22 protein-coding genes are annotated in these 25,859 nt (G+C 74.8%); 16 read left to right on the top strand and 6 right to left on the bottom strand.

Features of this window, described 5'->3' with window-relative positions:
* The first annotated feature begins 179 nt into the window (after nt 1-179).
* Nucleotides 180-881: a B3/4 domain-containing protein gene (locus ADK86_RS33030; protein WP_053699916.1), complete on the top strand. Its 702-nt coding sequence runs from the start codon at nt 180-182 to the stop codon at nt 879-881.
* An 18-nt stretch (nt 882-899) separates the two neighbouring features.
* Here the strand turns inward: ADK86_RS33030 and ADK86_RS33025 are convergent, their stop codons facing one another.
* Entirely contained in the window at nt 900-1,613 is a 714-nt protein-coding gene (locus ADK86_RS33025) for a lysophospholipid acyltransferase family protein (RefSeq protein ID WP_053699915.1), read from the bottom strand.
* 319 nt (nt 1,614-1,932) lie between these two features.
* On the opposite strand from ADK86_RS33025, the gene ADK86_RS33020 reads away from it, so the two are divergent.
* The 6 genes from ADK86_RS33020 (at nt 1,933) to ADK86_RS32995 (ending at nt 6,528) form a co-directional block, all read left to right on the top strand.
* A complete protein-coding gene (locus ADK86_RS33020) occupies nt 1,933-2,223 on the top strand; it encodes a thioredoxin family protein (protein ID WP_003986782.1) in 291 nt (96 codons plus the stop codon).
* A gap of 210 nt (nt 2,224-2,433) precedes the next feature.
* Nucleotides 2,434-2,958 carry a flavin reductase family protein gene (locus ADK86_RS33015; protein ID WP_003986783.1) on the top strand — a complete coding sequence of 175 codons (525 nt, stop codon included), beginning with the start codon at nt 2,434-2,436 and terminating at the stop codon, nt 2,956-2,958.
* Between the two features lie 261 nt (nt 2,959-3,219).
* Nucleotides 3,220-4,008 carry an electron transfer flavoprotein subunit beta/FixA family protein gene (locus ADK86_RS33010; RefSeq protein ID WP_078620445.1) on the top strand — a complete coding sequence of 263 codons (789 nt, stop codon included), beginning with the start codon at nt 3,220-3,222 and terminating at the stop codon, nt 4,006-4,008.
* A 58-nt stretch (nt 4,009-4,066) separates the two neighbouring features.
* On the top strand, nt 4,067-5,029 hold the full coding sequence (locus tag ADK86_RS33005) for an electron transfer flavoprotein subunit alpha/FixB family protein (protein ID WP_053699914.1): 963 nt from the start codon (nt 4,067-4,069) through the stop codon (nt 5,027-5,029).
* A gap of 201 nt (nt 5,030-5,230) precedes the next feature.
* Nucleotides 5,231-5,674, top strand: a complete 444-nt coding sequence (locus tag ADK86_RS33000) for an ATP-binding protein (RefSeq protein ID WP_053699913.1) — start codon at nt 5,231-5,233, stop codon at nt 5,672-5,674.
* On the top strand, nt 5,671-6,528 hold the full coding sequence (locus ADK86_RS32995) for an RNA polymerase sigma factor SigF (protein WP_053699912.1): 858 nt from the start codon (nt 5,671-5,673) through the stop codon (nt 6,526-6,528). Before ADK86_RS33000 ends, ADK86_RS32995 begins: the two co-directional genes overlap by 4 nt.
* 80 nt (nt 6,529-6,608) lie before the next feature.
* Here ADK86_RS32995 and ADK86_RS43490 read toward each other — a convergent pair whose 3' ends face one another.
* Nucleotides 6,609-6,815 (bottom strand): DUF5133 domain-containing protein, encoded by a 207-nt coding sequence (locus ADK86_RS43490; RefSeq protein ID WP_053699911.1) that lies wholly within the window; start codon nt 6,813-6,815, stop codon nt 6,609-6,611.
* A 285-nt stretch (nt 6,816-7,100) separates the two neighbouring features.
* Here ADK86_RS43490 and ADK86_RS32985 point away from each other — a divergent pair, with 285 nt between their 5' ends.
* Both ADK86_RS32985 and ADK86_RS32980 read left to right on the top strand, forming a co-directional pair.
* Nucleotides 7,101-8,324: an FUSC family protein gene (locus ADK86_RS32985; RefSeq protein WP_053699910.1), complete on the top strand. Its 1,224-nt coding sequence runs from the start codon at nt 7,101-7,103 to the stop codon at nt 8,322-8,324.
* Nucleotides 8,302-9,357 (top strand): PP2C family protein-serine/threonine phosphatase, encoded by a 1,056-nt coding sequence (locus ADK86_RS32980; protein ID WP_053699909.1) that lies wholly within the window; start codon nt 8,302-8,304, stop codon nt 9,355-9,357. The genes ADK86_RS32985 and ADK86_RS32980 overlap by 23 nt, the downstream gene beginning before the upstream one ends.
* Before the next feature lie 27 nt (nt 9,358-9,384).
* On the opposite strand, the gene ADK86_RS32975 is transcribed toward ADK86_RS32980, so the two are convergent.
* Nucleotides 9,385-9,903, bottom strand: a complete 519-nt coding sequence (locus ADK86_RS32975; protein ID WP_030371352.1) for a DinB family protein — start codon at nt 9,901-9,903, stop codon at nt 9,385-9,387.
* A 120-nt stretch (nt 9,904-10,023) separates the two neighbouring features.
* Nucleotides 10,024-13,782, bottom strand: a complete 3,759-nt coding sequence (locus ADK86_RS32970) for a helix-turn-helix domain-containing protein (protein ID WP_053699908.1) — start codon at nt 13,780-13,782, stop codon at nt 10,024-10,026.
* A gap of 310 nt (nt 13,783-14,092) precedes the next feature.
* Here ADK86_RS32970 and ADK86_RS32965 point away from each other — a divergent pair, with 310 nt between their 5' ends.
* A complete protein-coding gene (locus ADK86_RS32965; protein ID WP_053699907.1) occupies nt 14,093-15,376 on the top strand; it encodes a DUF6986 family protein in 1,284 nt (427 codons plus the stop codon).
* A 7-nt stretch (nt 15,377-15,383) separates the two neighbouring features.
* Here the strand turns inward: ADK86_RS32965 and ADK86_RS32960 are convergent, their stop codons facing one another.
* The gene (locus ADK86_RS32960; protein ID WP_159394019.1) at nt 15,384-16,586 is read right to left on the bottom strand and encodes a TolB family protein; all 1,203 of its coding nucleotides are present in this window, start codon (nt 16,584-16,586) and stop codon (nt 15,384-15,386) included.
* A gap of 190 nt (nt 16,587-16,776) precedes the next feature.
* Between ADK86_RS32960 and helR the strand changes: the two genes are divergently transcribed.
* The 4 genes from helR (at nt 16,777) to ADK86_RS32940 (ending at nt 21,583) form a co-directional block, all read left to right on the top strand.
* Complete coding sequence (gene helR / locus ADK86_RS32955; RefSeq protein WP_053699905.1) at nt 16,777-18,948, top strand: RNA polymerase recycling motor ATPase HelR; 2,172 nt, start codon at nt 16,777-16,779, stop codon at nt 18,946-18,948.
* A gap of 139 nt (nt 18,949-19,087) precedes the next feature.
* A complete protein-coding gene (locus ADK86_RS32950; RefSeq protein WP_053699904.1) occupies nt 19,088-20,281 on the top strand; it encodes a hypothetical protein in 1,194 nt (397 codons plus the stop codon).
* Between the two features lie 61 nt (nt 20,282-20,342).
* Nucleotides 20,343-21,086, top strand: coding sequence for an alpha/beta fold hydrolase (locus tag ADK86_RS32945; RefSeq protein ID WP_053699903.1), 744 nt, complete (start codon nt 20,343-20,345; stop codon nt 21,084-21,086).
* The gene (locus ADK86_RS32940) at nt 21,083-21,583 is read left to right on the top strand and encodes a hypothetical protein (RefSeq protein ID WP_053699902.1); all 501 of its coding nucleotides are present in this window, start codon (nt 21,083-21,085) and stop codon (nt 21,581-21,583) included. Before ADK86_RS32945 ends, ADK86_RS32940 begins: the two co-directional genes overlap by 4 nt.
* A 22-nt stretch (nt 21,584-21,605) precedes the next feature.
* Here the strand turns inward: ADK86_RS32940 and ADK86_RS32935 are convergent, their stop codons facing one another.
* The gene (locus ADK86_RS32935; protein WP_053699901.1) at nt 21,606-22,649 is read right to left on the bottom strand and encodes a LacI family DNA-binding transcriptional regulator; all 1,044 of its coding nucleotides are present in this window, start codon (nt 22,647-22,649) and stop codon (nt 21,606-21,608) included.
* A 345-nt stretch (nt 22,650-22,994) separates the two neighbouring features.
* On the opposite strand from ADK86_RS32935, the gene ADK86_RS32930 reads away from it, so the two are divergent.
* The gene (locus ADK86_RS32930; RefSeq protein WP_053699900.1) at nt 22,995-23,951 is read left to right on the top strand and encodes an ROK family protein; all 957 of its coding nucleotides are present in this window, start codon (nt 22,995-22,997) and stop codon (nt 23,949-23,951) included.
* Nucleotides 23,952-24,031: 80 nt separating this feature from the next.
* The gene (locus tag ADK86_RS32925; RefSeq protein WP_420718896.1) at nt 24,032-25,843 is read left to right on the top strand and encodes a serine/threonine-protein kinase; all 1,812 of its coding nucleotides are present in this window, start codon (nt 24,032-24,034) and stop codon (nt 25,841-25,843) included.
* Nucleotides 25,844-25,859 lie beyond the last annotated feature (16 nt).

Here is a 25,859-nt window from a genome sequence, read left to right as displayed (position 1 = left end):
CCAGGCGCGTTGCTGTCCGGTGCGGAGTGCACTGTGTTGGACTATCCAGTGCGGTTTGCTGAACCACGACCCGCTGTGCTCCAATGCCTCCCGGAGGCCGCCGACCGGTCCCGAAGCCCGTGGCGGCCGCATCCCCGCCGCCCGGCGCTTCTGCCCGACGATTCCCGAGGCACGCGACGATGACTCTCCCCCTGCACGTCTCCGACGAGGTACGAGCCCTGGCGCCCGGCTTCGGCTACCTCGCCGTCGAGGCGCACGGCCTGACCAACGGGCCCAGCGACGAGACCTCCTCGGCCCTCCTGGACGCCGCCGCCCGCAGGCTCGCGGAGCGGCTGGACGGCCGGGCGCCGCAGGACGACCCGCACATCGCCGCCTGGCGCGCCGCGTACACCGCCTTCGGCAGCAAGCCGTCCCGTACCCGCAACTCGGCCGAGGCGCTGGCCAAGCGGGCCCTCGCGGACGGCGGGCTGCCGCGCATCAACCGCCTCGTCGACCTCTACAACGCCATCAGCGTGGCCCACCTGATCCCGGTCGGCGGCGAGGACCTGGACCGCATCCGGGGCGGCATGCGGCTGGTGCGGGCCACCGGCACCGAGCCGTTCGTGACCGCGGCCGGCGGCGAGCGGGTGACCGAGCACCCGGAGCCCGGCGAGGTGGTGTGGTGCGACGACGAGGGCGTGACGTGCCGCCGCTGGAACTGGCGCCAGGGCGTACGGACGCGGCTCACCGACGCGTCCGTGAACGCGCTGTTCCTGCTGGAGCGGATGGCCCCGATGACCGCCGGGGAACTGACCGCGGCGGCGGCCGAACTCGCCGAGACGCTGGAGAAGACCTGCCCCGACGCGCGGATCGAGGTGGGGGAGCCGCGGCTCTTCGGCTGAGCCGCGGCCCCCGGCCGGTCAGGCCGTGGCCCCCGGCGCCGGTGCCGTGCCGCCGAGGTGCGCCGGGACCCACCAGGTGTCCTCGGGGCCCTTGGGGCGTACGGGATACGCGCGCTGCGCCGCCTCCAGCAGGTCCTGCACACGGGAGCGCAGCCGGTCGGTGATCTTCTCGGTCTGCTCGTCCGGCGACGCCTCCACCGGCTCGCCGACCCGGATGGTGATCGGGAAGTGGTTGCGGCCCAGGTCCCGCTTGTGGCCCTTGGTCCACAGCCGCTGGGTGCCCCACAGCGCCATCGGCAGCAGCGGCACACCCGCCTCCTGCGCCAGCCGGGCCGCGCCCGACTTGAAGGTCTTCAGCGTGAAGGACTCCGAGATCGTCGCCTCCGGGAAGACCCCGATGATCTCTCCGCCGCGCAGCGCGCTCAGCGCGTGCTTGTAGGCGTGGACGCCCTGCGCGCGGTCCACCGGGATGTGCTTCATCGCGCGCATCAGCGGCCCTGACACCTTGTGCCGGAAGACCGACTCCTTCGCCATGAAGCGCACCAGGCGCTTGGCCGGGCGGGCGGCCAGGCCGCAGAAGATGAAGTCCAGGTATCCGATGTGGTTGCTCACCAGGACCGCGCCGCCCCGCCGGGGTATGTGGTCGGCCCCGGCGATGTCGAACTTCAGGTCGAGCGCCTTGAACGCCGCGCGGGCGGCGCCGATGACGGGCGGGTAGACGAGCTCTGCCATGTCGGGGACCCCTTTTCTGTGCCTGGGGAGGGTTCTCCCGGCGAAGAAGTTACGCAGCCGTAAGTATGCGGCTTTCGGGAGATCGTGCCCGATCGGCGGCCCCGGGGCCACCGTACGGGCCCCCGCCGCCGGGAGATCCTCGTCACGTGGTGGTCACCTGGTGCGATTTCCCCTCACCGCGGACGGTACACCGGGCACCCGGCGGCGGGAATGATTGCGGCCCCGCCGACGCTGCACCGGTCGACGGCACAACCGGGCAGGAACGGGAGGGCGAGGTTTGCGAGGGCAGGACGTGGGGACCCGGCTGGGGGCCGCCGGAATGGGCGCGGAGCTGGGGGAGCGGGCCACGCTCGTGCAGTTCTCCAGCGCCTTCTGCCAGCCCTGCCGCGCCACCCGGCGCACCCTGGCCGAGGTGGCGGACATGGTGGAAGGGGTGACCCACGTCGAGATTGACGCCGAGGCGCACCTCGACCTGGTACGGACGCTGCGCATCGAGCGCACGCCCACGGTGCTGGTGCTCGACGGCGACGGCGCGCTGGTGCGCCGCGCGGCCGGACAGCCCCGCAAGGCCGACGTCATCGCCGCGCTGGGGGCCGCCGTCCGTGATTGATCTCCCAGATCTCCGGCGTTACTTGACTGCCCGCCACACGCATCGTCAGGGTGACGTCATGCGGCCAGGACCCCTTCTTCACGGACGCGCGCCCGCGGACCCTCCGTACGCCGCCGGCGAGCGCTGTCCCCGTACGTGAGCGGCGACGACTCCCGCGGTGCCGGTGACGGCGCCGCGCCGGCCCGGACCCCACGGCAGAAGGACACCACCATGACGGTACCGACCGACCTCGGTACGCCCCGCGCCGCCACCCCGGACCTGCTGCGCTCCGTCTTCCGGCAGCACGCCGCCGGCGTCGCCGTGATCACCGCGCCCGGCCCCCGTCCGGCCGGCTTCACCGCCACCTCGCTGACCTCGGTGGCCGCCGACCCGCCGCTGCTCTCCTTCGGCATCAGCACCGGCTCCTCCTGCTGGCCCGCGGTCTCCGAGGCCGGGCACATCGGCGTCCACATACTCGGTGAGCACCAGCAGGAGCTGGCCACCACGTTCGCGCGGAGCGGCGCCGACCGCTTCGCCCCGCCGACCTCCTGGCGTCCGGGGCCGCACGGGGTGCCGCTGCTGGACGGTGTGCTGGCCTGGCTGGTGTGCAAGGTGGTGGCCCGGGTGCCGGCCGGCGACCACCGGATCGTGCTCGGGCAGGTTGTCGAGGGCGACCCGGAGGGCTACGCCGGGACGGCCGGGCGCAGCCGCCCGCTGCTCTACCACGAGGGCCGCTTCAACGCGCTGCGCGACTGAGCCCCGCTGGGCTCCGCAACGCGGCTCGTTCAACGCTTCGCACGGCCCGCCGGTTCCGCGCCGGGGGCTCTCGCGCCCCATCCGCATCCGTTGGCAACGTCACAGTTCAACGGCCTTGCTTACGGGGAAAAGGGTGGGTGTACTGGCGAGTAATATTTCGGTCGGCGCGGGAACCCCATCCGGCCGGATGCCGCCCCAACAGGCGCCTATGCTGCCAGCACAAGGCAGTTCGGAAGAGTCGAAGCAGGTAGGAGAGCCGGCGTGAGCCTGAGGATCGTTGTCTGTGTGAAGTACGTGCCCGACGCCACCGGCGACCGGCACTTCGCCGAGGACCTGACCGTCGACCGCGACGACGTGGACGGCCTGCTCTCGGAGCTCGACGAGTACGCGGTCGAGCAAGCCCTGCAGATCAAGGAAGCCGCCGACGACGACGCCGAGATCACGGTGCTCACCGTGGGCCCGGAGGACGCCAACGACGCGCTGCGCAAGGCCCTGTCGATGGGCGCCGACAAGGGCGTGCACGTCGAGGACGACGACCTGCACGGCACCGACGCGCTCGGCACCTCCCTGGTACTCGCCAAGGCCATCGAGAAGACCGGCTACGACCTGGTCGTCTGCGGTATGGCCTCCACCGACGGCACGATGGGCGTACTGCCCGCGCTGCTCGCCGAGCGCCTCGGCGTGCCGCAGGTGACGCAGCTGTCCGAGGTCTCCGTCGAGGGCGGCACGGTGAAGGGCCGCCGGGACGGCGACACCGCCACCGAGCAGCTGGAGGCGTCGCTGCCGGCCGTCGTGTCGGTCACCGACCAGTCCGGCGAGGCCCGTTACCCGTCCTTCAAGGGCATCATGGCCGCCAAGAAGAAGCCGGTGGAGTCCCTGGATCTGGACGACCTGGACATCGAGGCGGACGAGGTCGGCCTGGCGGGCGCCTGGACCAAGGTCGACGAGGCGGCCGAGCGTCCGGCCCGCACCGCGGGCACGATCGTCAAGGACGAGGGCGAGGGCGGCAAGCAGCTCGCCGAGTTCCTCGCGGGCCAGAAGTTCATCTGAGCCCGGCGGATTCCCGTCCTTCCCACCGCCCGCATTCTTCCCGCAGGAGAGCAATCCCATGGCTGAAGTCCTTGTCTACGTCGACCACGTGGACGGCGCCGTCCGCAAGCCCACCCTCGAACTGCTCACCCTCGCCCGCCGGATCGGCGAGCCGGTCGCCGTGCACCTCGGCCCCGGCGCCGACACCGCCGCCGCGACGCTCGCCGAGCACGGTGCGGTCAAGGTCCTGACCGCCGACGCGCCGGAGTTCGCCGACTACCTGGTCGCGCCGAAGGTCGACGCGCTCCAGGCCGCCTACGAGGCCGTCTCCCCGGCCGCCGTGCTGCTGCCGTCCTCCACCGAGGGCAAGGAGATCGGTGCCCGCCTCGCGGTCCGCATCGGCTCCGGCATCATCACCGACGCCGTCGACCTGGAGGCCGGCGACGAGGGCCCGGTGGCCACCCAGTCCGTCTTCGCGGCCTCGTACACCACCAAGTCCCGCATCACCACGGGCACCCCGGTCATCACCGTCAAGCCCAACTCCGCCGCTCCGGAGGCCGCCCCGGCCGCCGGTACGGTCGAGCAGCTCACGGTGACGGTGGCCGAGACCTCCAAGGGCACCAAGGTCGTCTCGCGCACCCCGCGCGAGTCCACCGGCCGCCCGGACCTGACCGAGGCCGCGATCGTGGTCTCCGGTGGCCGCGGCGTCAACGGCGCCGAGAACTTCCCGGTCATCGAGGCCCTCGCCGACTCGCTCGGCGCGGCCGTCGGCGCCTCGCGCGCCGCGGTGGACGCGGGCTGGTACCCGCACACCAACCAGGTCGGCCAGACCGGCAAGTCCGTCTCGCCGCAGCTGTACATCGCGGCGGGCATCTCCGGCGCGATCCAGCACCGCGCCGGTATGCAGACCTCGAAGACCATCGTCGCCATCAACAAGGACGCCGAGGCGCCGATCTTCGACCTGGTCGACTACGGCGTGGTCGGCGACCTGTTCGAGGTCGTCCCGGCCCTCACCGACGAAGTCAAGGCCCGCAAGGGCTGACCCGCCGGGCACGGCGCGAACCGCGCCGCGCCGGTGACGAGCCCAGGGCCCGTACGCACCCGCGTACGGGCCCTGGGCCTGTTCCGGGGCGGTGAGGGCTTACGTCCCGCACGCGGGGACGTAAGCCCCGGGTTCCGGGTCGCCCGGCGGGCACAACGGGGGTGCCGGAACCCGACCGCGGAACCGAAGGAAGACCCCACGATGCCGCTGCCCCACGCCCCGACCGACCCCTGCGTCCGCGCCCTGCGGATGCGCCTGCCGACCGGCCCCCGGGCTCCCCGCCTGGCCCGCGAGTCGGTCAGCGCCGTCCTGGACCCCCACCGCTACGCACTCGGCGACGGCCGTACGTGCCTGTCCGAGGTGGTGGCCAACGCCGTCCGGCACTCCACCGCCCCCGACCTCCCGCTGATGCTGATCGGCGAGGCGGACGGCAGCCTCTTCGCGGCGGTCAAGGACACGGCCCGTACGGTGCCGATGACCCCCGCCACCGCAGACGGGCCACTGGCCGAGGACGGCCGGGGCCTGGAGGTCCTGGGGGCGCTCGCGGACGGCTGGGGCTTCGACCGGACGCGGTCCGGGAAGTGGGTGTGGTTCCGCGTGCGCCACCCGCGCTCGGACACCGCCGAGGGGCAGGTGGCCGCGTGAACACCGAATACGCGTCCGTACGGGAGAGACCCGGGACCGGACCGGCCGGGCTGCCCCTGCTGGAGGACGCCGGAGCGGTCACCCCGGAGGACGCCCGCGAGGTGTCCCGGCTCTTCTTCGAACGGCTGGCCGCACTACCCGAAGGCGACCCCGCCCGCCGCTACGCGCGCGACTGCCTGATCGAGATGAACCTGTCCCTGGTCCACTTCGCGGTCCGCCGGTTCCGCAGCCGGGCCGAGGAGACGGAGGACATGGTCCAGGTGGGCACCATCGGGCTGATCAAGGCGATCGACCGGTACGACCTCGCGCGCGGCACCCCGTTCAGCGCCTTCGCCGTCCCGTACATCGTCGGCGAGATCAAGCGCTTCTTCCGGGACACCAGCTGGGCGGTGCACGTCCCGCGCCGCCTCCAGGAACTCCGTATCGACCTGGCCAGGGCCCGCGAGAAACTCGCCCACGAACTGAACCGCGCGCCCACCACCTCCGAACTGGCCCGGCACCTCGAAATGGACGAGGAAGAGGTCATCGAGGGCCTGTACGCCGGAAACGGCTACTCCGCCGATTCCCTGGACGCGCCGCCGGAGGAGGGCGACGCGCAGACCGCCGGCGCAACCCTGGCAGCGCGCCTGGGCGGCGAGGACCCCGACCTGGAAAAGGCCGAGAACATCCAGGCGCTCAAACCGCTGCTGGACGGCCTGGAAGAGCGGGACCGGCAGATTCTGCACATGCGCTTCGGCGCGGAAATGACGCAGACGCAGATCGGCGAGGCCCTGGGCATCTCACAGATGCAGGTGTCGCGCCTGCTGACCCGCATTCTCGCGAGCCTGCGGGAGGGAATGCTGGAAGCGAATTGAGGGACGCGCGCCGCGCCCCGTTACGGGAAAGGCCCGCCTGCTGCCTGCTGTCCGGCAGAAGGCGGGCCTTCCCCGTCCGCTCAGGCCGCCCGCCGGTACTCCGCGTCCTGCGCGCGCAGCAGGCGGCGGGCCTCGCGAAGAGCGGCGGCCGGATCGCGGTGGCCGGTGTAGACGCCGAGCGTGTAGGAGATGTCGTCGAGGCGGGCGGCTTCCGGAGTGCCGTTCCGGGTGAGGCGCTGGTGTTCGTGGACGAGGTCGCGCAGCACCTGGTAATTGATCAGTCGCATGGGGTGGCCTTTTCTGTGCGGGAAACCGGGTGATCGTCGCCGGGGAATGCCCATCCATTCGCCTGCTGCCTTTTCGGTGCCCCGCGGGACGGGGCACCGGCGGGACCTACGGCCCCTGGTGCACGGGACTTCCGCCGGTTCGCAGCAGTCCAATCGGCCCCTTTTCCCGCCGCGCCCGCATTTCGTCACCGAGGGCCGCATATCCGGTGTCCGTAACGGACATCACAAGATTTCGGCGGCCGTCACAGGCCGGAACGGCCGGTGCGGTGAACGGAAGGGGAGCAGGTGCGCGAGGAGAACACGGGGGCGGCCGGACGCCGCGCGTGCACCGCGCTCGCGGCCGTGCGCCCGGCGCGCCTGCGGGACGGGCCCTGGGCCGTGCGGTGGCTGGTCGCGGTCCGCGCGAGCGTCGCGGCCGCCCTCGCCTGGCAGCTGTGCTCCAGCGTGTGGGGGACGCCGCGGCCCGCCCCGGCGGTCGTCGCCGCGCTGCTCGTCGTCCACCCGACGGTGTTCCGGTCCTGCACGGCGGGCCTCCAGTACGCGGCCGGGTGCACGCTCGGCGCGCTGATCGCGCTGCCCGCCGCGGTCCTCGTCGGGCCGACCTGGCTGAGCATGGGCGCCGTACTCCTGCTGTCCCTGCTGGCCGCCGGGCACGAGCGGCTGGGCGAGCACGGCCTGCACGTACCGATCACCGCGGTCTTCGTCCTGCTGCTCGGGCCGAGCCACGCGCGGGAGATCGGGCCGCACCTGCTGCAGATCGGGGTGGGCATCACCGTCGCGGTGCTCTTCAACGCCCTGCTGCCCCCGCCGCTGCGGCTGCGCGCCGCCGAGGCCGCCCTCGACCGGCTGCGCGCGGAACTGGCCGGAGTGCTGGACGGGGTGGCCGACGCGGTACGCAAGGCCCGGCACCCGGACGAGGTACTGGACCCGGGCCGGCGCGACCGCCTGACGGATCTCATCACCCGGGCCCGCGGCGCGCTCGGCCAGGCGCACGAAAGTCTGCGCTGGAATGTGCGCGCGCCGGACCGGCACACCGTCTGGCACCTGGACCAGCGGGTCCTGGAGAGCCTGGAGCGCGTCGCGCACGACGCGGAAGCGGTCGTCGCCGCGCTCGGCGGCCTCGCGGCGCAGTATCCGGCCGCCGTGCGGCCCGACCCGTACGACACGGCGGAGACGGACGCCTGGGACCAGGAGTTCCGGGCCGGTTGCGCGCGGCTGCTGACCTGTCTGGCGCTGTGCGTCCGCGGCTGCCGGGGCGGCAGCCCGCACCCCGTCCTGCCCGCCACCCGCCGCGTGTGGCGGGAACTCGCCGAACGCTGCGGCGACCGGCGCGGCAGCCTGGACGCGCGGCTGGCCGAGTGGCGCCTGCTGATGCTCCTCGACCGGTCGCTCCAGCACGTGGCGGGCGGGCGCCACCGTACGGCGCAGGCTGCCCGGAACCGTACCGCCACCACCGAACTCACCGCCGTCGCCGGGGAAGAAGCCCATGCCGCCGCCGAGCACCGCTGAGCGCCCCACCGGGAAGGGGCGCCGCCGGACCGGACGCCCCAGGACCGGGCACCCCACGGCCGGACGCCTCCGGACCGCGCGCGCCCGGTGCGCGCTTCTGCTGCCGCGCGCGCTCTTCGTCCTCGCCTTCGCCCTGTTCGTCCTGGCCATCGTGGCTGTGTCGGCCGGCTCGCCGAGCCGGGTCGCGGCCGGGCCGGTGTCCGAAGCGGCGGTGTGCACGGCACTGGCCGCCGCGCCGGTGGCCGCCGTCGGCGAGGCGGTACGGCAGCGGCGGCGGCGCGCCCTGAGCCGGGCGGACACCTCGGCCGCGACCGCGCAGCGGGTCCTGCTGCGCCCGCTGCCCGGCCGGATCGGGGACCTGCGCCTGCGCGGCACCTACCTCCCGGCCCGGACCGCGCCCCGCAGCGGCGGCGATCTCTACGACGCGGTACGCGGCCCGTACGGCACCCGGCTGCTCATCGGCGACGTACGCGCCAAGGGGATGCTCGCGGTGGAGGCGTCGGCGGTGCTGCTCCGCGCGTTCCGCGAAGCGGCGTACCAGGAGGAGGCGTTGACCGGGGTGGCCCGGCGGCTGGAGGGCGAGGCGCGGCGGCATATCGCGCGGCTGCCGGGCGCGGAGACGCCGGAACGGTTCGCCACCGCCCTGCTGGTGGAGATCCCGTCCGGGCCGGTGGCCCGGGTGGTCCACTGCGGGCACCCGGAACCCCTGCTGATCCGGGACGGGCTGGTACGGGTCTGCCCGCCGGAGCGGCCCGGCGCCCCCATCGGCATGGCCGACCTGGTGGGGACCGGGCACACGGTCCATACGCTGCCGTTCCGGGCGGGGGACCGGCTGGTGCTGTACACCGACGGGTTCACCGAGGCGCGCGACGCGGCGGGGCGCTACCAGCCCTTCGCCGAGCGGGTCGCGGAACGGGCCGCCGCTCCGCTGGACGACCTGGTGGAAGGGCTCCGCGCGGACCTGGTCCGGCACACGGGCGGGGAACTGCGGGACGACGCGGCACTGCTCGCCGTCGAGCGCGAGCCCCGGTGAGCCGCCCCGTCCCCGCCGGCCCGGACGCTACTCGCCCGTCGCGCCGTCGATCCGCTCGCGCAGCAGATCCGCGTGGCCGTTGTGCCGCGCGTACTCCTCGATCATGTGGACATACACCCACCGGAGGCTGATCGTCCGGCCGTCCTTCGTGGTGAAGGTGTCGTCCAGGCCGCGGTGGGCCACCGCCTGGTCGGCGGCGTCGATCTCGGCGCGCAGTGTGGCGAACGCGTCCTCGGCGGTGGCGGTGTCGAGCACCTCGAAGTCCGCGTCCGGCTGCTCCTCGGTGTAGTACAGGGGCCCGACCTTCTGGCCCGCGACCCGGAAGCGGAACCAGCTGCGCTCCACCTCGGCCATGTGCCGGACGAGGCCGAGCAGCGTGAGGTTGGACGGTTCGGCGCTCGGCCGGACGAGCTGTTCCGGCGTGAGGCCGGCGCACTTGCTCAGCAGGGTGTCGCGGTGCCGGTCCAGCCAGCCCTGGAGCATTGTGCGTTCGTCCGCCACGTAGGGCTCGGTGCGGCGGTCGACTTCTGGTGCGGTCCATGTCATGCCGGAGAGTGTCACCCGGCAGGTGCGGGGGACGCCACAAGATTTTCTCTTCGCGCGGCCCGGCTGCCGTGGCGCCGACAACCTGGGTACCGGGCCTCGGCCGGGTGTGCATGCGGGCTCTCAGCGGTCACAGATCGGCTCGTACGGCACGTCGGGCAGCAGCTCACGCCAGCGCGCGGGGCCGGTCCTGCCCACCAGCGGGCAGATGCGCCCGGCCACCCGGCCCGCGTCCAGGTCCCACAGGCGCACCGAGCCGTCCGCGCCGGTGGTCGCCAGCGTCCCGCCGTCCGCCGCGTAGGCCACCGACCACACCACGTCGGTGTGCCCGGTCAGCGTGGCGGTCTGCGTACGGGCGGCGGTGTCCCAGATCCGTACGGTGCTGTCGAAGCCGACCGTGGCCAGCTGCCGCCCGCGCGGCGCGAAGGCGATGCCCCGCACCGAACCCGTGTGGCCGCGCAGCACTCCGGAGCCCCGCCGGCCGCGCACGTCCCACAGGCGCACCGTCCGGTCGTTGCCCGCCGAGGCCAGCGTGCGCCCGTCCGCGCTGAACGCCACCGCCCACACCGCGCCCGAATGCCCGCGCAGCACCCCGGCCTGACGGTGCGTGGCGACGTCCCACAGCCGCACCGTACGGTCGTCGCTCGCGCTGGCCAGCAGCCGCCCGTCCGGGCTGAACGCCACGGCGTTGACGAAGTCGTCGTGGCCGGTCAGGACGGCGGAGCCGCCCAGCGCGAGGTCCCACAGCCGTACCGTGCCGTCCTCGCTCGCCCCCGCCAGCAGCCGCCCGCCGGGGGCGAAGGCGACCCCGAACACCGAACCGTCCGCGCCGGTCAGCAGCCGTTCACGGGCGCCGCTCGCCGCGTCCCACAGCCGTACGCTCCCGTCGGCGCCCGCGGTGGCGAACGTCCGCCCGTCCGGGCCGTAGGCGAGGTCCCGCACCGGCCCGTGGTGGGCGCGCAGCGGCGGCCCCAGCTGCGTACGGGTGCGGACGTCCCACCGCTGGACCGTGCCGTCGACGCCCGCGGCGGCCAGCCGCCGCCCGCCGGGGGCGAAGGCGACGGCGGAGCGGCCGGACACCGGCCGGGCGGTCAGCGCGGCGCCGGCCGGGTTCCACAGGGCGATCGTCCGGTCGAAGCTGCCGGTGGCCAGCGTGTGGCCGTCCGGGGAGAAGGCGACGGCGAGGACGTAGTCGCTGTGGCCGGTGAAGGCGGCGACGGTACGGAGGGTGGCGACTTCCCACAGGCGCGCGGAGCCGTCGCCGGACGCGGACGCGAGGGTGTCGCCGTCGGGGCAGAACGCCAGCGCGTTGATGTCGTCGTTGTGGCCGGTGAGCCGGGCGCGGACGGTCATCCGGCGGGTGTCGTACAGCGTGACCGTGCGGTCCGTGCCGCCGACGGCCAGCGTGGCGCTGTCCGGGCTGAAGGCCACGGCCACGACGCCGTCGCCGTGCCCCGAGCGGTCGGCCAGGACGCTGGGGGCGGCGGGGCGGGCGGTGGCGGACAGGGCGCTGCCGGGGGCGGACGCGGTCAGCGACGGCGGCAGCCGCCAGACCCGGACCCGGCCGTTGGCGTCCCCGCGGGCGAGCAGCCGGCCGTCCGGGCTGAACGCCACCTTGCCGGGCCCGGCGCCCCCGAGGCCCGGCAGCCGCGCCATCGGCCGCATCCGGGGCGCGTCCCACAGGGTCACGCCGCCGCCGGGTCCGGTGGAGGCGAGCACATCGCCACCGGCCGCACCGCCCCGGCCCGCGGGCGCGAAGGCCACCTCGCCGCCGTCACCGCCGCCGGGCACGGTGACGGCGGGCGTACGGCGGGCGGCGTCCCGGACCCGTACGGAGCCGTCCGCCGCGCCCGCGGCCAGGAGACGGCCGTCCGGGCTGAAGGCGACGCCGCGGATCCGCGGCGCACCGGACGTGAGCGCGGTGACCGGCGGGCGGCGGGTGCGCCGGTCCCACAGCCGGACCGTGCCGTCCGAGCCGCCGCCCGCCAGGAGCCTGCCGTCGGGGCTGAACGCGACGCCGTTGACCGGGCCGTGATGCCCCGTCAGGCGTCCGGCGAACGGCCGGGCCTGGGTGCTCAGCAGCGCGCTGCGGGAGGCGGGGGAGGGGCGCAGCCGGTACGCCTCGGCGGCGAGCAGCATGGCCGCCTCGGGCTGCCCGGTGGCCACCTGCGCGGAGCGGGCGGCCAGTTCACCGGCGTACGCGTCACGGCGCCCGGCCTCCGCCGTACGCCACTGCTGCACCGCCAGCACCCCCGCGCACACGGCGAGCACGAGCAGCACGGCGAGGGTGCCCGCGATCCTGCGGCGCCGCCGCACCCGGCGGCGGTCGGCACGGGCCGCGGCCGCCTCGCGCTCCTGCGAGGCGTGCAGGAACTCCTCCTCCAGCGGACTGAGACCGGCGTTCTCCCCCTGCTGCCCGGCCCACTCGCGCGCCACCGCCAGCCGCGTGCCCCGGTAGAGCGCCGCGGTGTCCCGGCCCTCCCGCTTCCACGCCCCGGCCGCCTCCGTGAGCCGCTGGTGGACGACGAGCCCGGCCCGGTCGGCGCGGATCCAGCCGCGCAGCCGTGGCCAGGCCCGCAGCAGCGCCTCGTGGGTGATCTCCACGGTGTCCGCGTCGAGGGTCAGCAGCCGGGCGCGGACGAAGACGTCGATCACGGCGGCGGTCTTCTCCGGGTCCGGCAGATGCTCCAGCAGGCGTTCGTGCGGCACCCGGCGGCGCGTCTCGCCCGCGATCTCGCCGACCTGGACCAGCCGCAGCAGCACCTGCCGCGCCGTGTGCCGCTCCGCCGGGTCCAGTCCGGCGTGCACCCGCTCGGCGGTGGTGGCGACGGCGCCGTGCAGACCGCCGGTCAGGCGGTAGCCGGCGACGGTGAGGGTACGGCCGGAGCGCTGCTGCCAGGTGGCGAGCAGGGCGTGCGCCAGCAGCGGCAGCGTGCCGCCGGCCACCGGCTCGTCGTCCCCGTGGATGCCCAGATCGGACAGCAGCAGCTCTTCGAGGCCCGGTTCCAGCTCCAGCGCCGCTTCCCGCGCGGGGCGGGTGATCGCCGCGCGGACTTCGCGCACGGACATCGGGCGCAGCGCGAAGACCCCGGCGGACAGGGCCGGGGCGAGCGCGGGGTGGTCCAGGCACGGGCCGTAGAAGTCGGCGCGGACTGCGATGACCACGGCGCACGGGGCGTCCCGGGCGGCCGTGCACAGCGCCGTGACGAAGGCGCGCCGCTCGTGGGAGTCCTCGCAGGCGGTGAAGACCTCTTCGAACTGGTCGACGACGAGGACCAGGCGCGGGCGGGGGCCGAGCGCGGCGCGGACGGCGGCGGCGCAGCGCTTGGGGGCCTCGGCCAGTTCTTCGGCGGAGGGGGCGGAAGGGGTGCCCGGTCCGGCCAGCGCCGCGGCCAGTTCGGTGAGCGGGTGCGCGCCGGGCGTCAGGACGCGGACCGGCCAGTGCCGGGAGCCGGGCAGCGCCCCGGCGCGCAGGGCGGGCAGCAGTCCGGCCCGCAGCAGTGACGACTTGCCGGCGCCGGACGGGGCCGCGAGGACCAGCGGGCCCGCGCTGTCCACGCGCTCGGCGAGGCGGCCGACCAGGGCGGCGGTGGCCCGCTCGCGGCCGAAGAACCAGGGCGCGTCCGCCGCGGTGTAGGCGGCCAGCCCCGGATACGGGCAGCGGTCGCCGGGGGTACGGGCGGCCAGCAGGCGGCTGAGCGTGCCCTGGGCGGCCAGGGCCGCGTCGCAGCGGCGGGCCACGTCGGCGGTCGGCGGCTTCTCCCCGTTCTCGATCTTGCTGAGATAGCCCTTGCTGTAGTGCACCAGCTGGGCGAGGGACCGCAGGGAGACCTCCCGCTCCCGCCGCAGCCGCCGCAGCGCGTCCCCGAACTCCTCCGGCATCTGCCCCCCCCACGCCTCGTGCGGCGGGACCGGGCTCCCCGGCCGCCCGCACCGCGCCGGAAGGCTACGCACGGCACTTCCGGCTCAGTCGTGGATCGGCGGAGAAGTACCGAAAGGGATGAAACGGGATACCCGGCGCGCGGGCGCACGGCGCGCGCAATGGGGAACGCTCCCCATGTGAGGCCCGCGCGTTCCGGTCCCCGGAGGGTGTTGACCTGCGATCTCGGCCCGGATAACTTCGCTCTACGGATTGTTGATTCCGTAACGCGGAAACTCTGCGGGTCGGTGCGAACAACTGGGAGGGTGTCGGATGGGGCAGCACGAGACGGTGGCGACGAGCCTCGCGCCCACCGTACGCGAGGAGATATCCACCGCTCTCGCGGACGTGGACGCGGACCTCGCGCGGCGCTACCCGGGCGACCCCGGCACCCGGCAGCCGGTCCACACCGTCTACGTCCCCGGCGACGCCGTCACCGCCGGCACCCTCCGTGAATGGGGCGACGCCGCCCTCGCCGCGCTCGACGAGCACGCGCCGGACGCCGAGGCGTTCGCCGGCGTCCTCGGCATCCCGGACGAGCTGGCGGAGCCGGTGTACGAGCGGGTCCGGGCCAAGCTGGAGCGCGAGCCCGTCGAGGACCTGCGCATCGACTTCGAGGACGGCTACGGGCCGCGCCCGGACGCCGAGGAGGACGAAGCCGCCGCCCGCGCCGCCGCCCTGGTCGCGGCGGCCTACAAGGACGGCACCGCGGCGCCCTACATGGGCATCCGCATGAAGTGCATGGAGGCCGCCGTCCGCGACCGCGGCATCCGCACCCTCGACATCTTCCTCACCGGCCTGATGGCGGCCGGCGGCCTCCCCGGCGGCCTGGTGCTGACGCTGCCCAAGGTCGGCTACGCCGAGCAGGTCACCGCCATGGCGCGGCTGCTGGAGGCGTTCGAGAAGTCCCACGGCCTGCCCGCCGGGCGGATCGGCTTCGAGATCCAGATCGAGACCACCCAGTCGATCCTGGGCGCCGACGGCCGTGCCACCGTCGCCCGCATGATCGAGGCCGCCGGGGGCCGCGCCACCTCCCTGCACTACGGCACCTTCGACTACAGCGCCTCCTGCGGCGTCAGCGCCGCCCACCAGGCTCCCGACCACCCGGCGGCCGATTACGCCAAGGCCGTCATGCAGGTCGCCGCGGCCGGCACCGGTGTGCGCCTGTCCGACGGCTCGACCAACGTCCTGCCGGTCGGCGCGACCACCCGGGTGCACGACGCCTGGCGGCTGCACCACGGCCTGGTGACCCGCTCGCTGGCCCGCGCGTACTACCAGGGCTGGGACATGCACCCGGCCCACCTGCCCACCCGCTACGCCGCCGTCTACGCCTTCTACCGCGGCGGCCTGGAGCAGGCCGCCGCCCGGCTCACCGCGTACGTCTCCAAGGCCGGCGGCGACGTGCTGGACGAGCCCGCCACCGCCAGGGCGCTCAGCGGCTATCTGCTGCGCGGCCTGGACTGCGGCGCCGTGGACCCGGCCGAGGTCGCCCGGCTGACCGGGCTCACCCGCGCCGACCTGGACGCCCTCGCGGGCCGCCCCGCGCCCACCGCCTGACGCCCCGTCACCAGCGGCGTACGAACACGTCGTACGCCGCGTTGGTGTCCCCGGGCACCAGATCGGCCGCGTCCGAACTGAACGCCACCGCCCGGCCCCCGCCGTCCACCGCCCCGCTGCCCGCCCGGTCACCGGGACCCACGGCCCGGCGCTGTCCGCTCCGTGCGTGCACGAGGACCAGCCGGCCGTCTTCCGCGACGAGCACCCACCGGCCGTCCCCGCTGACCGCCTTCGCCACCGCGCCGTCGCCCGCCACCCGCCAGGTCCGCCCGGCGCGCAGATCGCGGACGTAGGCGTGCGAGCCGGGCGCGGTGCCGCCGGGCAGGACGTTGGTGGCGGTGGACGTGTAGGCCGCGTACCGGCCGTCGGCGCTGAGCTGCGCGAGCCGCGCCGGGCCGTCGGCCGGGGAGCCGTCGTGCGTGATGTCCGCCTGCTCGACCGCGCCGGTGTCCCGGTCGCGCACGAACACATCGCCCGTGTCGGGGCCGCTGCCGCCGCGCCGGTGGATGCCGTACGCCGCCACCCGGCCGTCCCGGGAGAGCGAGCCACCGGCCGCGACCGGATAGCCCGAAGGCCCGGCGGGGGTGAGGAGTTCGTCGGCTCCGCTGTCCAGGTCGCGGACGTACAGCAGGACGGGGGCGTTGCCGTGCCGGTTGGTGATCGTGTACGCGAGGTGCCGCCCGTCGGCGCTGAGCCCGACGACGTCGCTGATCTCGCTGCCGATCGGCGGGTCCTTCGGACGCACCTGCTCCGTCGTCCCGGCGCGGCGGTCGTGGACGTACGGGAGCGGATAGCGCGTGCCCGTCGAGAACGCGACGTACCGCCCGTCCGCGCTGATCGCCAGGGGCCCGCCGCCGTACCCCTGCGGCTTCGGCACCTGCGCGAGCTGCCCGGTGACCGTGTCCTTGACCAGCAGCGCGGGGAAATAGCCGGCGCCCAGGTTCGGGGCGGCCGACCAGAAGACGACGTACCGCCCGTCGGCGCTGACGGCGGCGGGCCCCGACGCCCCGTCGGCCTGCGCGCCGTCCGAGGCCGTGCTGACCCGCTGGACCGAAGGCGCGGATCGGGCGGACGGGGGCCCGGCGGCCTGCGCCTGGCCCGGGGCGCACAGCCCCGCCACGACAGCGCCCACCGCACCGGCTCCGGCGACCGCGCGTACCGACCGCGACATGCCCCACCCCATGCCCGCCCCCAGAAAAAGAAAAAGCAAGGAGTCCCCACTCCTTGCCACTCTCAATGTATAGCGCACAGGGGGGCTTGCGGCAAGGCCCCGGTCGTGCCGCACAATCGCTCGCCGAGGCCAGGACCTGCGGAAACGGGAGACACGTGCAGCACGCGCCGCGGCGCGGGCGTACGCGCGGCAGGACTCCGCAGGGCGGCCCAGGATCGGAGCTGACACCATGCATTCCCTGACCACCAGCGTGTTCGACCTTCCCGACCGCCTGTCCGCCAAGGCCGACCCGAAGCTGACGGCGGCCGACGAACGGCACTTCGCGGCCATCGCGGAGAGCCTGGACCGGACCATCACCGAACTGTCCGACCGCCTCGACGCCGAACTCAAGGCGCCCGGCGGCACCGGCCGGCAGGCGATGGACCGCGACGCCGAGGTCCACCGGATGACCGGACGGCTGCGCGCCCTGCGCCGCTTCGGCCTCGACCTGTGCCTGGGCCACATGGCCGGCGCGGACGGCGCCGAGCCCGTGTACGTCGGACGGCTCGGCCTCACCGACAGCACGGGCCGACGGCTGCTGGTCGACTGGCGGTCCCCCGCGGCCGAGCCGTTCTTCGGCGCCACCCACGCCGACCCGATGGGGCTGGCGAGCCGCCGCCGGTACCGCTGGACCGACGGCCGGATCACCGACTACTGGGACGAGGTCTTCACCGCCGAGGGCCTGGAAGGGCACGCCGCGCTCGACGACCACTCCGCCTTCGTCGCCAGCCTGGGCGGCAACCGTTCGGCACGGATGCGGGACGTGCTCGGCACCATCCAGGCCGACCAGGACGCCATCATCCGGGCGGGCTCCCGCGGTGCCCTCGTCGTCGACGGCGGCCCCGGTACGGGCAAGACCGTCGTCGCACTCCACCGCTCCGCCTACCTCCTGTACTCCGACCCGCGCCTCGGCCACCGCCGCGGCGGCGTGCTGTTCGTCGGCCCGCACCGGCCCTACCTGTCCTACGTGGACGACGTCCTGCCCAGTCTCGGCGAGGAAGGCGTGCAGACCTGCGTCGTGCGGGACCTCGTCGCCGAGGGGGCCGAGGCGGCGGACGAGAGCGACCCTGAGGTGGCCCGCCTGAAGTCGTCCGCCGGCATGGTGAAGGCCATCGAAAAGGCCGTCGGCATCTACGAGGAGCCGCCCACCAGGGGAATGACGGTCTCGACCGACTGGGGCGACGTCCGGCTGACCGCCGACGACTGGGCCGAGGCGTTCGAGGCACCGGACCAGGGCACTCCGCACAACGAGGCGCGCGAGCAGATCTGGGAGGAACTCGTCGCGATCCTGCTGGACAAGCTCGACGGCGACGTCCCTGGGCACGCCTTCGAGCGGTCGCTGCGCTACGACGAGGAACTGGTCACCACCCTGCACCGCGCCTGGCCGCTGCTCGAAGCCACCGATCTGGTCTCGGACCTGTGGACGGTCCCCGCCTATCTGCGGCTGTGCGCCCCCTGGCTCAGCGCCGACGAGGTGCGCAGGCTCCAGCGCAAGGACGCGCCCCAGGCATGGACGGTGTCCGACCTGCCGCTCCTGGACGCGGCACGGCAGCGTCTCGGCGACCCGGAGGCGGCCCGCACCAAGCGCCGGCACGCGGCCGTGCTCGCCGCCCAGCGCGAGCGCATGACGCAGGTCGTCGACAATCTGATAGACGCGGCCTCCGCCTCCGGTGCCGACCTCGACGAGGGCGAGGGCCTGGTGACGATGCTGCGCGGCCAGGACGCCCAGGTCAGCCTGGTGGACGAGGCCGAACTGACCCTCCCGGAACCGGACCGGCTGGCCGGCCCGTTCGCGCACATCGTGGTGGACGAGGCGCAGGAACTGACCGACGCGGAATGGCAGATGCTGCTGTCGCGCTGCCCGTCCCGCAGCTTCACCATCGTCGGCGACCGCGCCCAGGCCCGGCACGGCTTCACCGAGTCCTGGCGGGAACGGCTCGAACGGATCGGCCTGGACCGGATCGAGGTGGCCTCCCTGACCATCAACTACCGCACGCCGGAAGAGGTCATGGCGGCGGCCGAGCCGGTCATCCGGGCCGCGCTCCCGGACGCCAACGTGCCGACCTCCATCCGCCGCGGCGGCATCCCGGTCGTGCACGGCTTTGTCGCCGACCGCGACACGGTCCTCACCGACTGGCTCGCCGCCCACGACGACGGCATCGCCTGCGTCATCGGCGATCCCACGTTCCGGGCGACGCCGCGCGTCCGGTCGCTGTCCCCGGAGCTGGCGAAGGGCCTGGAATTCGACCTGGTCGTCCTCGTCGATCCGGACGGCTTCGGCGACGGCGTCCAGGGAGCGGTCGACCGCTATGTCGCGATGTCCCGCGCGACGCAGCAACTCGTCATCCTGACGAGCTCCTGAGACCGGGCGGCCGGCCGGGTCGCGGACGCTCCACCCGTACCGGACGTTGTACGGAGAACGGCTGATTGCGGACGTCCCTCCGGGCGCGCTTGTATGCGCGTACCCCGTACGGGCGGGGTGGCGGAGACCAGGGGGGAACATGGCGAAGCGGATACGTACGGGCCTGAGCGTGGCCGTCGCGGTCGGGGTGCTGTTGTCGGGGGAGGCGGCGTGGGCCGGTGACGGGGGCGCGTCCACCGTCACCCGGGTGAGTACGGCGGCGGACGGCGGCCAGCTGTCCGGCCCGTCGCACATCGCCTCGATCAGCGCCGACGGCCGCTATGTGGCCTTCTGGACCGGCGCGCCCGAGCTGGGCGGCGAGGGGAATTCGTCCCACATACTGGCCGTCAAGGACCTGCGTACCGGGCGGGTCGAGCGGATACCGGGCGCACGGCGCGAGGACGGGGCCGGGATCGACAACGTCCCGCGCATCAGCGCCGACGGCCGCTTCGTCGCGTACTCCACCGGATACGTCGGAAAGCGTTCCGCGTACCTGCACGACCGCCGCACCGGCCGCACCACCCACCTGGTCCCGCCGCCCGGCTCCCCGGCCGGCGGCGGGAGCGGCGAGGTCACCTCGCTGAGCGCACACGGCCGTTCGGTCGCCTTCCGGGCCACCGGCCCCGCACCGGACGGCCCGGTGCTCGACTACGTACACGACACGCTCACCGGCCGCACCGAACTGATCACCCCCAAGGCGCCGGGCGACAACGCGAAGTACGGGATCGTGCGCGGTGTCTCGCTGAGCGGGACGGGCCGGTGGGTCGCGTACGTGCTCGACGAGCCGGAGGGCGGCGGGCAGGACCTCTTCGTACGGGACCGCTGGACGGGCACCGTGCGCCGGGCCGACCTGAACCCCGACGGCACGCCGATGGATGAACGGCGCCTGCGGCTGGGCGAGTTGAGCGACAACGGCCGCGCCGTGACGTTCAGCGCGGACTCCCGGCGCACACCGGTCCGCTCCGGAGCACCCGGCTGGTTCGGCTACGTACACGACCTGCGCTCCCGGCACACCCGGCAGGTGGGCCGGGAGCGCGGCTTCCCCACGGCCGTCAGCGGCGACGGGCAGCGCGTGCTGGAGAACTACGACGGCCGGCTGACACTGCACGACCTGCGTACCGGCGAGCAGTACCCGGTCGCGAACGGCTACCTGAACCACGCCGCCCAGCACGCGCTGAGCCGGGACGGCCGCAGCGTGGTCTTCGGCTCGGTCCTGCCGGACCTGGTGCCGGGGGACACCAACGGCGCGTACGACGTGTTCGTACGGCGGTTCGACGCCGGGGCCGGCGGTTGAGGGGGATTGCGCCCGGTTGAGGCCGGGTTGTACGGGCGGTGATGGCGGGCATGTGGATCACATGACTCACGCCGGTTTCTTCACCCGCGGCTACGGGCCTCCGCCACGCGAGGACCGCCCGGCCATGGTGCTCGTCCACGGCCTCGGACTCTCGGGGCGGTACTTCGTGCCGCTCGCGCGCCGGCTGGCCGCGGGCGGGGCGACCGTACTGGTGCCGGACCTGCCGGGCAACGCGCGCTCGCGGGCCGCCGCGCCGCGCGCACCCGATGTCGCACAGTGCGCCGATGCCCTGGCCCGCCTGCTCCAGCGGCTGTCCCCGGGCCCGAGTGTGCTGGTCGCCAACTCGGTCGGCTGCCAGGTGGCCGCTTCCCTGGCCGCCCGCCACCCCCACCTGGTCAGCCACCTCGTACTGGTCGGTCCGGCGCTCGAACCGGGGATCTCCGGGTGGCGCCAGTTCGCCCGGCTCGTCGCGGACGCCCCCAAGGAGCCCATCGGCCTGCTCCGCCTGGCCGCCTTCGACTACCTGGTGACCGGCCCCCTGCGCTGCGCCGCTTCCTTCGGCCACGCGCTGCGGGACGCGGCCGGATCATTCGAGGGGAACCTGTCCCGCGTCCGCGCGCCCACGCTCGTCGTACGGGGAGCGGGTGACACCATCGCCTCCGGCACCTGGACCCGGCGCGTGGCGGGCCTGGTCGCCGACGGGCGCGCCACGGACCTCCCGGGCGCCGCCCACGCGGCCCACTTCGGCGCGCCGGACGCCATGGCCGCACTGATCGGGAAGTTCACGGTGGGAGGGGTCGGATGAACTCCGCGAAGACATCCGGCCGGGCACCGTCCGGGCGCACGCAGCGCCGCTCGCTGTGGCTGCGCGTGCTGCCCGGCATCTCCCCGAAGCGCCGCGGTTTCATCCTGGCCTGGTGGGGGTTCGCGCTCACCTTCGGCGGGATGCGCCTGCTGACCTGGCTCATCCACATCGACGTGGCCGGGGTCGGCGACGTACAGGCCGGCGGGGTGCACCTGCACCACTACGTATGGGGCATCCTGCTGCTCGCGGTGGTGGGCGCGGCAAGCCTGGCCGAACGCTCGGCGCGGGCACGCGCCTGGCTGGGACTGGCCTACGGGGTGGGCCTCGCCCTGGTCGTCGACGAGGCGGCACTGCTGATCAGCCTGGAGGACGTGTACTGGGACACCGAGGGCGGCATCAGCATCGCCCTGGCCATCGCCCTGATCGCCGTCGTCGGCAGCGTCCTCGCGTTCACCCGGGGGCGGCGGGCTTCCAGGGGCGATCCGGACGACGGCTGACGCCCGAGGGCGGCGGCGCTGATCAGTTGCCTGCCGGGGGTGGCAGTTCGCCTGAGCCGCGGGGGATGAGGCGGGTGGGGATTTCTTCGCGTCGTGGCGGCCCGTCGGTGCCGTCGAGGCGGCGGAACAGCATGGTGGCGGCGGTGCGGCCGAGTCGTGCCGCGTCCTGCGCCACGACCGTGATCGCGGGGGAGATCAGGTCGGCCAGCTCGAAGTCGTCGAAGCCCACCAGGGCGACCGGGTGCGGGCGTTCGGCGAGCACCCGGACCGCGGTGACCGTCACCCGGTTGTTGCCCGCGAACAGCGCGGTGACCGGCCGCGGCCCGTCGAGCATGGCGGTGGCCGCGAAGCGCACCCGGTCCGGCGCGGTCGAGCCGAGGGAGACCCACGCCTCGTCCACCGGCAGCCCGGCCTCGGCCATCGCGCTGCGGTAGCCGCGCAGCCGCTCGGCGGCGGTGTGGATACGCGGCTGGTCGCCGAGGAAACCGATGCGGCGGTGGCCGTGCGCGATCAGGTGCGCCACCGCGTCGCGGGCGCCGCCGAAGCTGTCGGAGAGCACCGTGTCCGCCTCGATCCGGCCCGCCGGGCGGTCCACGAAGACGGTCGCCACGCCCGCCGCGATCTCCGGCTCCAGATAGCGGTGGTCGTCCGCGGCCGGGATGATCACCAGCCCGTCCACCCGGCGCGCGCACAGCGCGAGCACCAGCTCCTGTTCGCGTGCGGGGTCCTCGGCGCTGGACCCGTTGATCAGCAGCGCGCCGTGGTCGCGGGCGACCTCCTCGACGGCGCGGTTCAGCGGCCCGTAGAAGGGGTCGGCGAGGTCCTCCAGGACCAGGCCGATGCTGGCGGTGCGGCCCTTGCGCAGGATGCGCGCGGAGTCGTTGCGGCGGAAGCCGAGGGCGGTGATGGCGTCCTGGACGCGGCGTTCGGTGTCGGGCGTGACGCCGGGTTCGCCGTTGACCACCCGGGAAACCGTCTTCAGGCCGACCCCGGCGCGCGCCGCGACATCCTTCATCGTCGGCCGGCTGCCGTAGCGGCGGGAGGTGCCCCGGGCGGTGTCGGTCACGGTGCGCGGTCCTGATTCTGTCGGCGGCGGCGGGCGCCGGGGCGGGCGCGGCGGCCGGCCCTGGTGCGGCCACGGCGGCTCCGGCACTCGCTCCGGCTGTTGCTGGAGAGACGGGCGGGGCGGGTGTGGCGGTTCCCGGTCCGGTACGCCGATGATGGGACAGGGCGCGACCGGGCGGCCGGTGTGTGGGACCGGCCGGGCGGAGCGCCCGGCGGTGCCGTGCGACGGTGCGCGGCACGGCGACGAGCATAACCTCTGGACAACGTTGTCAAACGCGACGAGACTGGCGTTCCCGTGCCGGACCCACACCCTCCGGCCCCCGCGCCACCAGGAGATTCCACACCGATGCAGACGGACCTCAGCGCAGCGCTGGACATCGGCGGCACCAAGATCGCCGGAGCGCTGGTGGACGAGCGGGGCACACTGCTCGTACGCACCACCCGGCCCACCCCCGCCGACCAGGACGGCGCCGCCGTCCTGCGCGCGCTCGCCGAGGTCGTGGCGGACCTGACCGCGCGCCCCGAGTGGGCCGGGGTGGCGGCCGTCGGCATCGGCAGCGCGGGGCCGGTGGACGCCCGGCGCGGCACGGTCAGCCCGGTCAACATCCCCGGCTGGCGCGACTTCCCGGTCGTCGCGGAAGTCCAGGCGCTGGTCGGCGCGCTCCCGGTCGTCCTGGTCGGCGACGGCGTGGCGATGACCGCCGCCGAACACTGGCAGGGCGCCGCCCGCGGCTACGCCAACGCCCTGTGCATGGTGGTCTCCACGGGCGTCGGCGGCGGCCTGGTGCTGGGCGGGCAGCTGCACCCCGGCCCGACCGGAAACGCCGGGCACATCGGCCACATCAGCGTGGACCTCGACGGCGACCCGTGCCCGTGCGGCGCCCGCGGCTGCGTCGAACGCATCGCCAGCGGCCCCAACATCGCCCGCCGCGCCCTGGAGAACGGCTGGCGGCCCGGCCCCGGCGGGGACACCAGCGCCGCCGCCGTGGCCGCGGCGGCCCGCGCCGGCGACCCGGTGGCCCGTCACTCCTTCGAGCGGGCCGCGCAGGCGCTGGCCGCCGGGATCGCGGCCACCGCGGCGCTCGTCGAGATCGAGATCGCGGTGATCGGCGGCGGCGTGGCCGGCGCGGGCGACACCCTCTTCGTCCCCCTGCGCCGCGCCCTGGACGACTACGCGACGCTCTCCTTCGTCCGCGGCATCACGGTCGTACCGGCACAGATGGGGACGGACGCCGGGGTGGTGGGCGCCGCGGCGGCGGCCGCGCAACAGTCCCGTCTCGATGCCTTCGTCCCGACGGTCTGAACGGTTCGCGGGGCCCGGCACGCGCCCTAGGCTGTTGCCGACCATGACCGGGGACGAGTGGTGCGAACGGGGCGAGGGGCGTGGACGGTGTGGACGAGCCGGGTGACGTGGGCGGCGCGGCCCGTGGCGGGGGCTCCGGCGGCGGGGACCTGACGGGGCGGGTGCTCGGCGGGCGCTACCGGGTCACCGGGCAGATCGGGCGCGGCGGTATGGGCGTCGTGTGCCGGGCCGTGGACGAGGTGCTGGGCCGGGAGGTCGCCGTCAAGGTGCTGCGCGCCTACACCGACGCGTCCGCGCCGGAACTGGCCGACCTGCGCACCCGTATGCAGCGCGAGGCGCGCGCCGCGGCCCGTGTCCGGCACTCCGGCGTGGTCACCGTGCACGATGTGATCGACGAGGACGGGCGCCCGGTCATCGTCATGGAGCTGGTCGACGGCCCCTCGCTGGACGACGCCCTCGACCGGTACGGCGCCATCGGCCCGCGCGACATCGCCGCCATCGGCGCCAAGGTGATGGACGCGCTGGACGCAGCCCACCAGGTCGGCGTGCTGCACCGGGACGTCAAGCCCGGCAACGTCCTGCTGGAGGGCTGGGCGCGGCGCGCGGGCCGCCCGGGCGCCGGGGTGGGCCGCGTGGTGCTCACCGACTTCGGCATCGCCAGCATCGAGGCGCCGGACGACGGGGCGACCACCCATCTGACCCGCAGCGGCGAACTGGTCGGCTCGCTCGACTATCTGCCGCCGGAGCGGGCCCAGGGGCAGCCGCCGTCGCCCGCCTCGGACATCTGGTCGCTGGGCATGACGCTGTACGCGGCGGTGGAGGGCAACGGCGCGCCGTTCCGCCGGACGTCGGTGTGGTCGACCCTGACGGCGATCGTCTCCGAACCGCTGCCCGAGCCGGGCCGGGCCGGTCCGCTGACGCCGGTGCTGCACGCGCTGATGGCCAAGGACCCGGCCGCCCGGCCGAGCGCGGCCGACGCGCGGGCGATGCTGGCGGCGGTGGCCGACGGGCGGGACACGATGGCGCTGGGCGCCGCGCGCACGCCGACCGCGCCGGACGTCCGGTCCGCGCCGCTGCCTCCGCCGCCGGGCGGTGGGGGAGCAAGTCCCATTCGAACAGGGCCGGTTGGCGTACCGGCGTCCGCCGCGGCGAGCCTGGGGGAGCGGGAGTCCAGCGCCGTACCGGTCCCGGGCGACCGCCCGCGTCCGGCCGGGCGCGGGCGCCGTCCCGCCGTGCTCGCCGCCGCCGTGGCGGCCGTGCTGCTGGCGGGTGGCGGAGTGACGTACGCCCTGATGAACCAGGACTCCGGCCGTACGGTCGCCGAGCGTCCGCCCAGCGGCTCCCCGGAGGAACAGGCCGGGCCGGCCGGTGCGTCGGGCGCCCCGAAGGAGACGGGGGAGGTGAAACCGGAGGGGCACGGGAAAGCGACCGGGGACGGTGCGCAGAAGGAGAGTGCCGGGCCTGCCGCCTCCGCCAAGCCGACGCGAGGCGCGGCATCGGAGAAGCCCGGCGGCAACAGCAGCCCCGGAAAGGGTACGGGCGGCAGCGCTTCCGCCGGGCCGGGCGGTGCCGGCGGCGCCACCGCCCCCGGAGGAGGCGGGCCCGAGCCCCGCGCGTGCGTGTCCATCGGCGGGGGCAAGTTCGACTGCCAGGTGTGGCGCACCGCCGCCTCGTACACCGCCTCCTTCCGGCGCGTCGGCACGCTGAACGCGGGCACCAACTACTTCTACTGCCAGGCGGACCTGGGCCGCCGCGAGACCTTCAGCCGCTGGACGAACACCTGGTGGGGGAAGACGGACGACGACAGCGGCAACTCCGGCGTCTACGTCAGCGTCGTCTACGTCAAGGGCGGCAAGAACGACGGGCCGGTGCCGGGGCTGCCGACCTGCTGACGCCGGACGGCCGTAC

The sequence above is a fragment of the Streptomyces sp. NRRL F-5755 genome, from assembly GCF_001279365.1.
GTDB classification, from domain to species: Bacteria; Actinomycetota; Actinomycetes; order Streptomycetales; family Streptomycetaceae; genus Streptomyces; species Streptomyces rimosus.
Note: the sequence above shows the minus strand (reverse complement) of the source record. Positions and strands in the feature narration are given on the sequence as shown.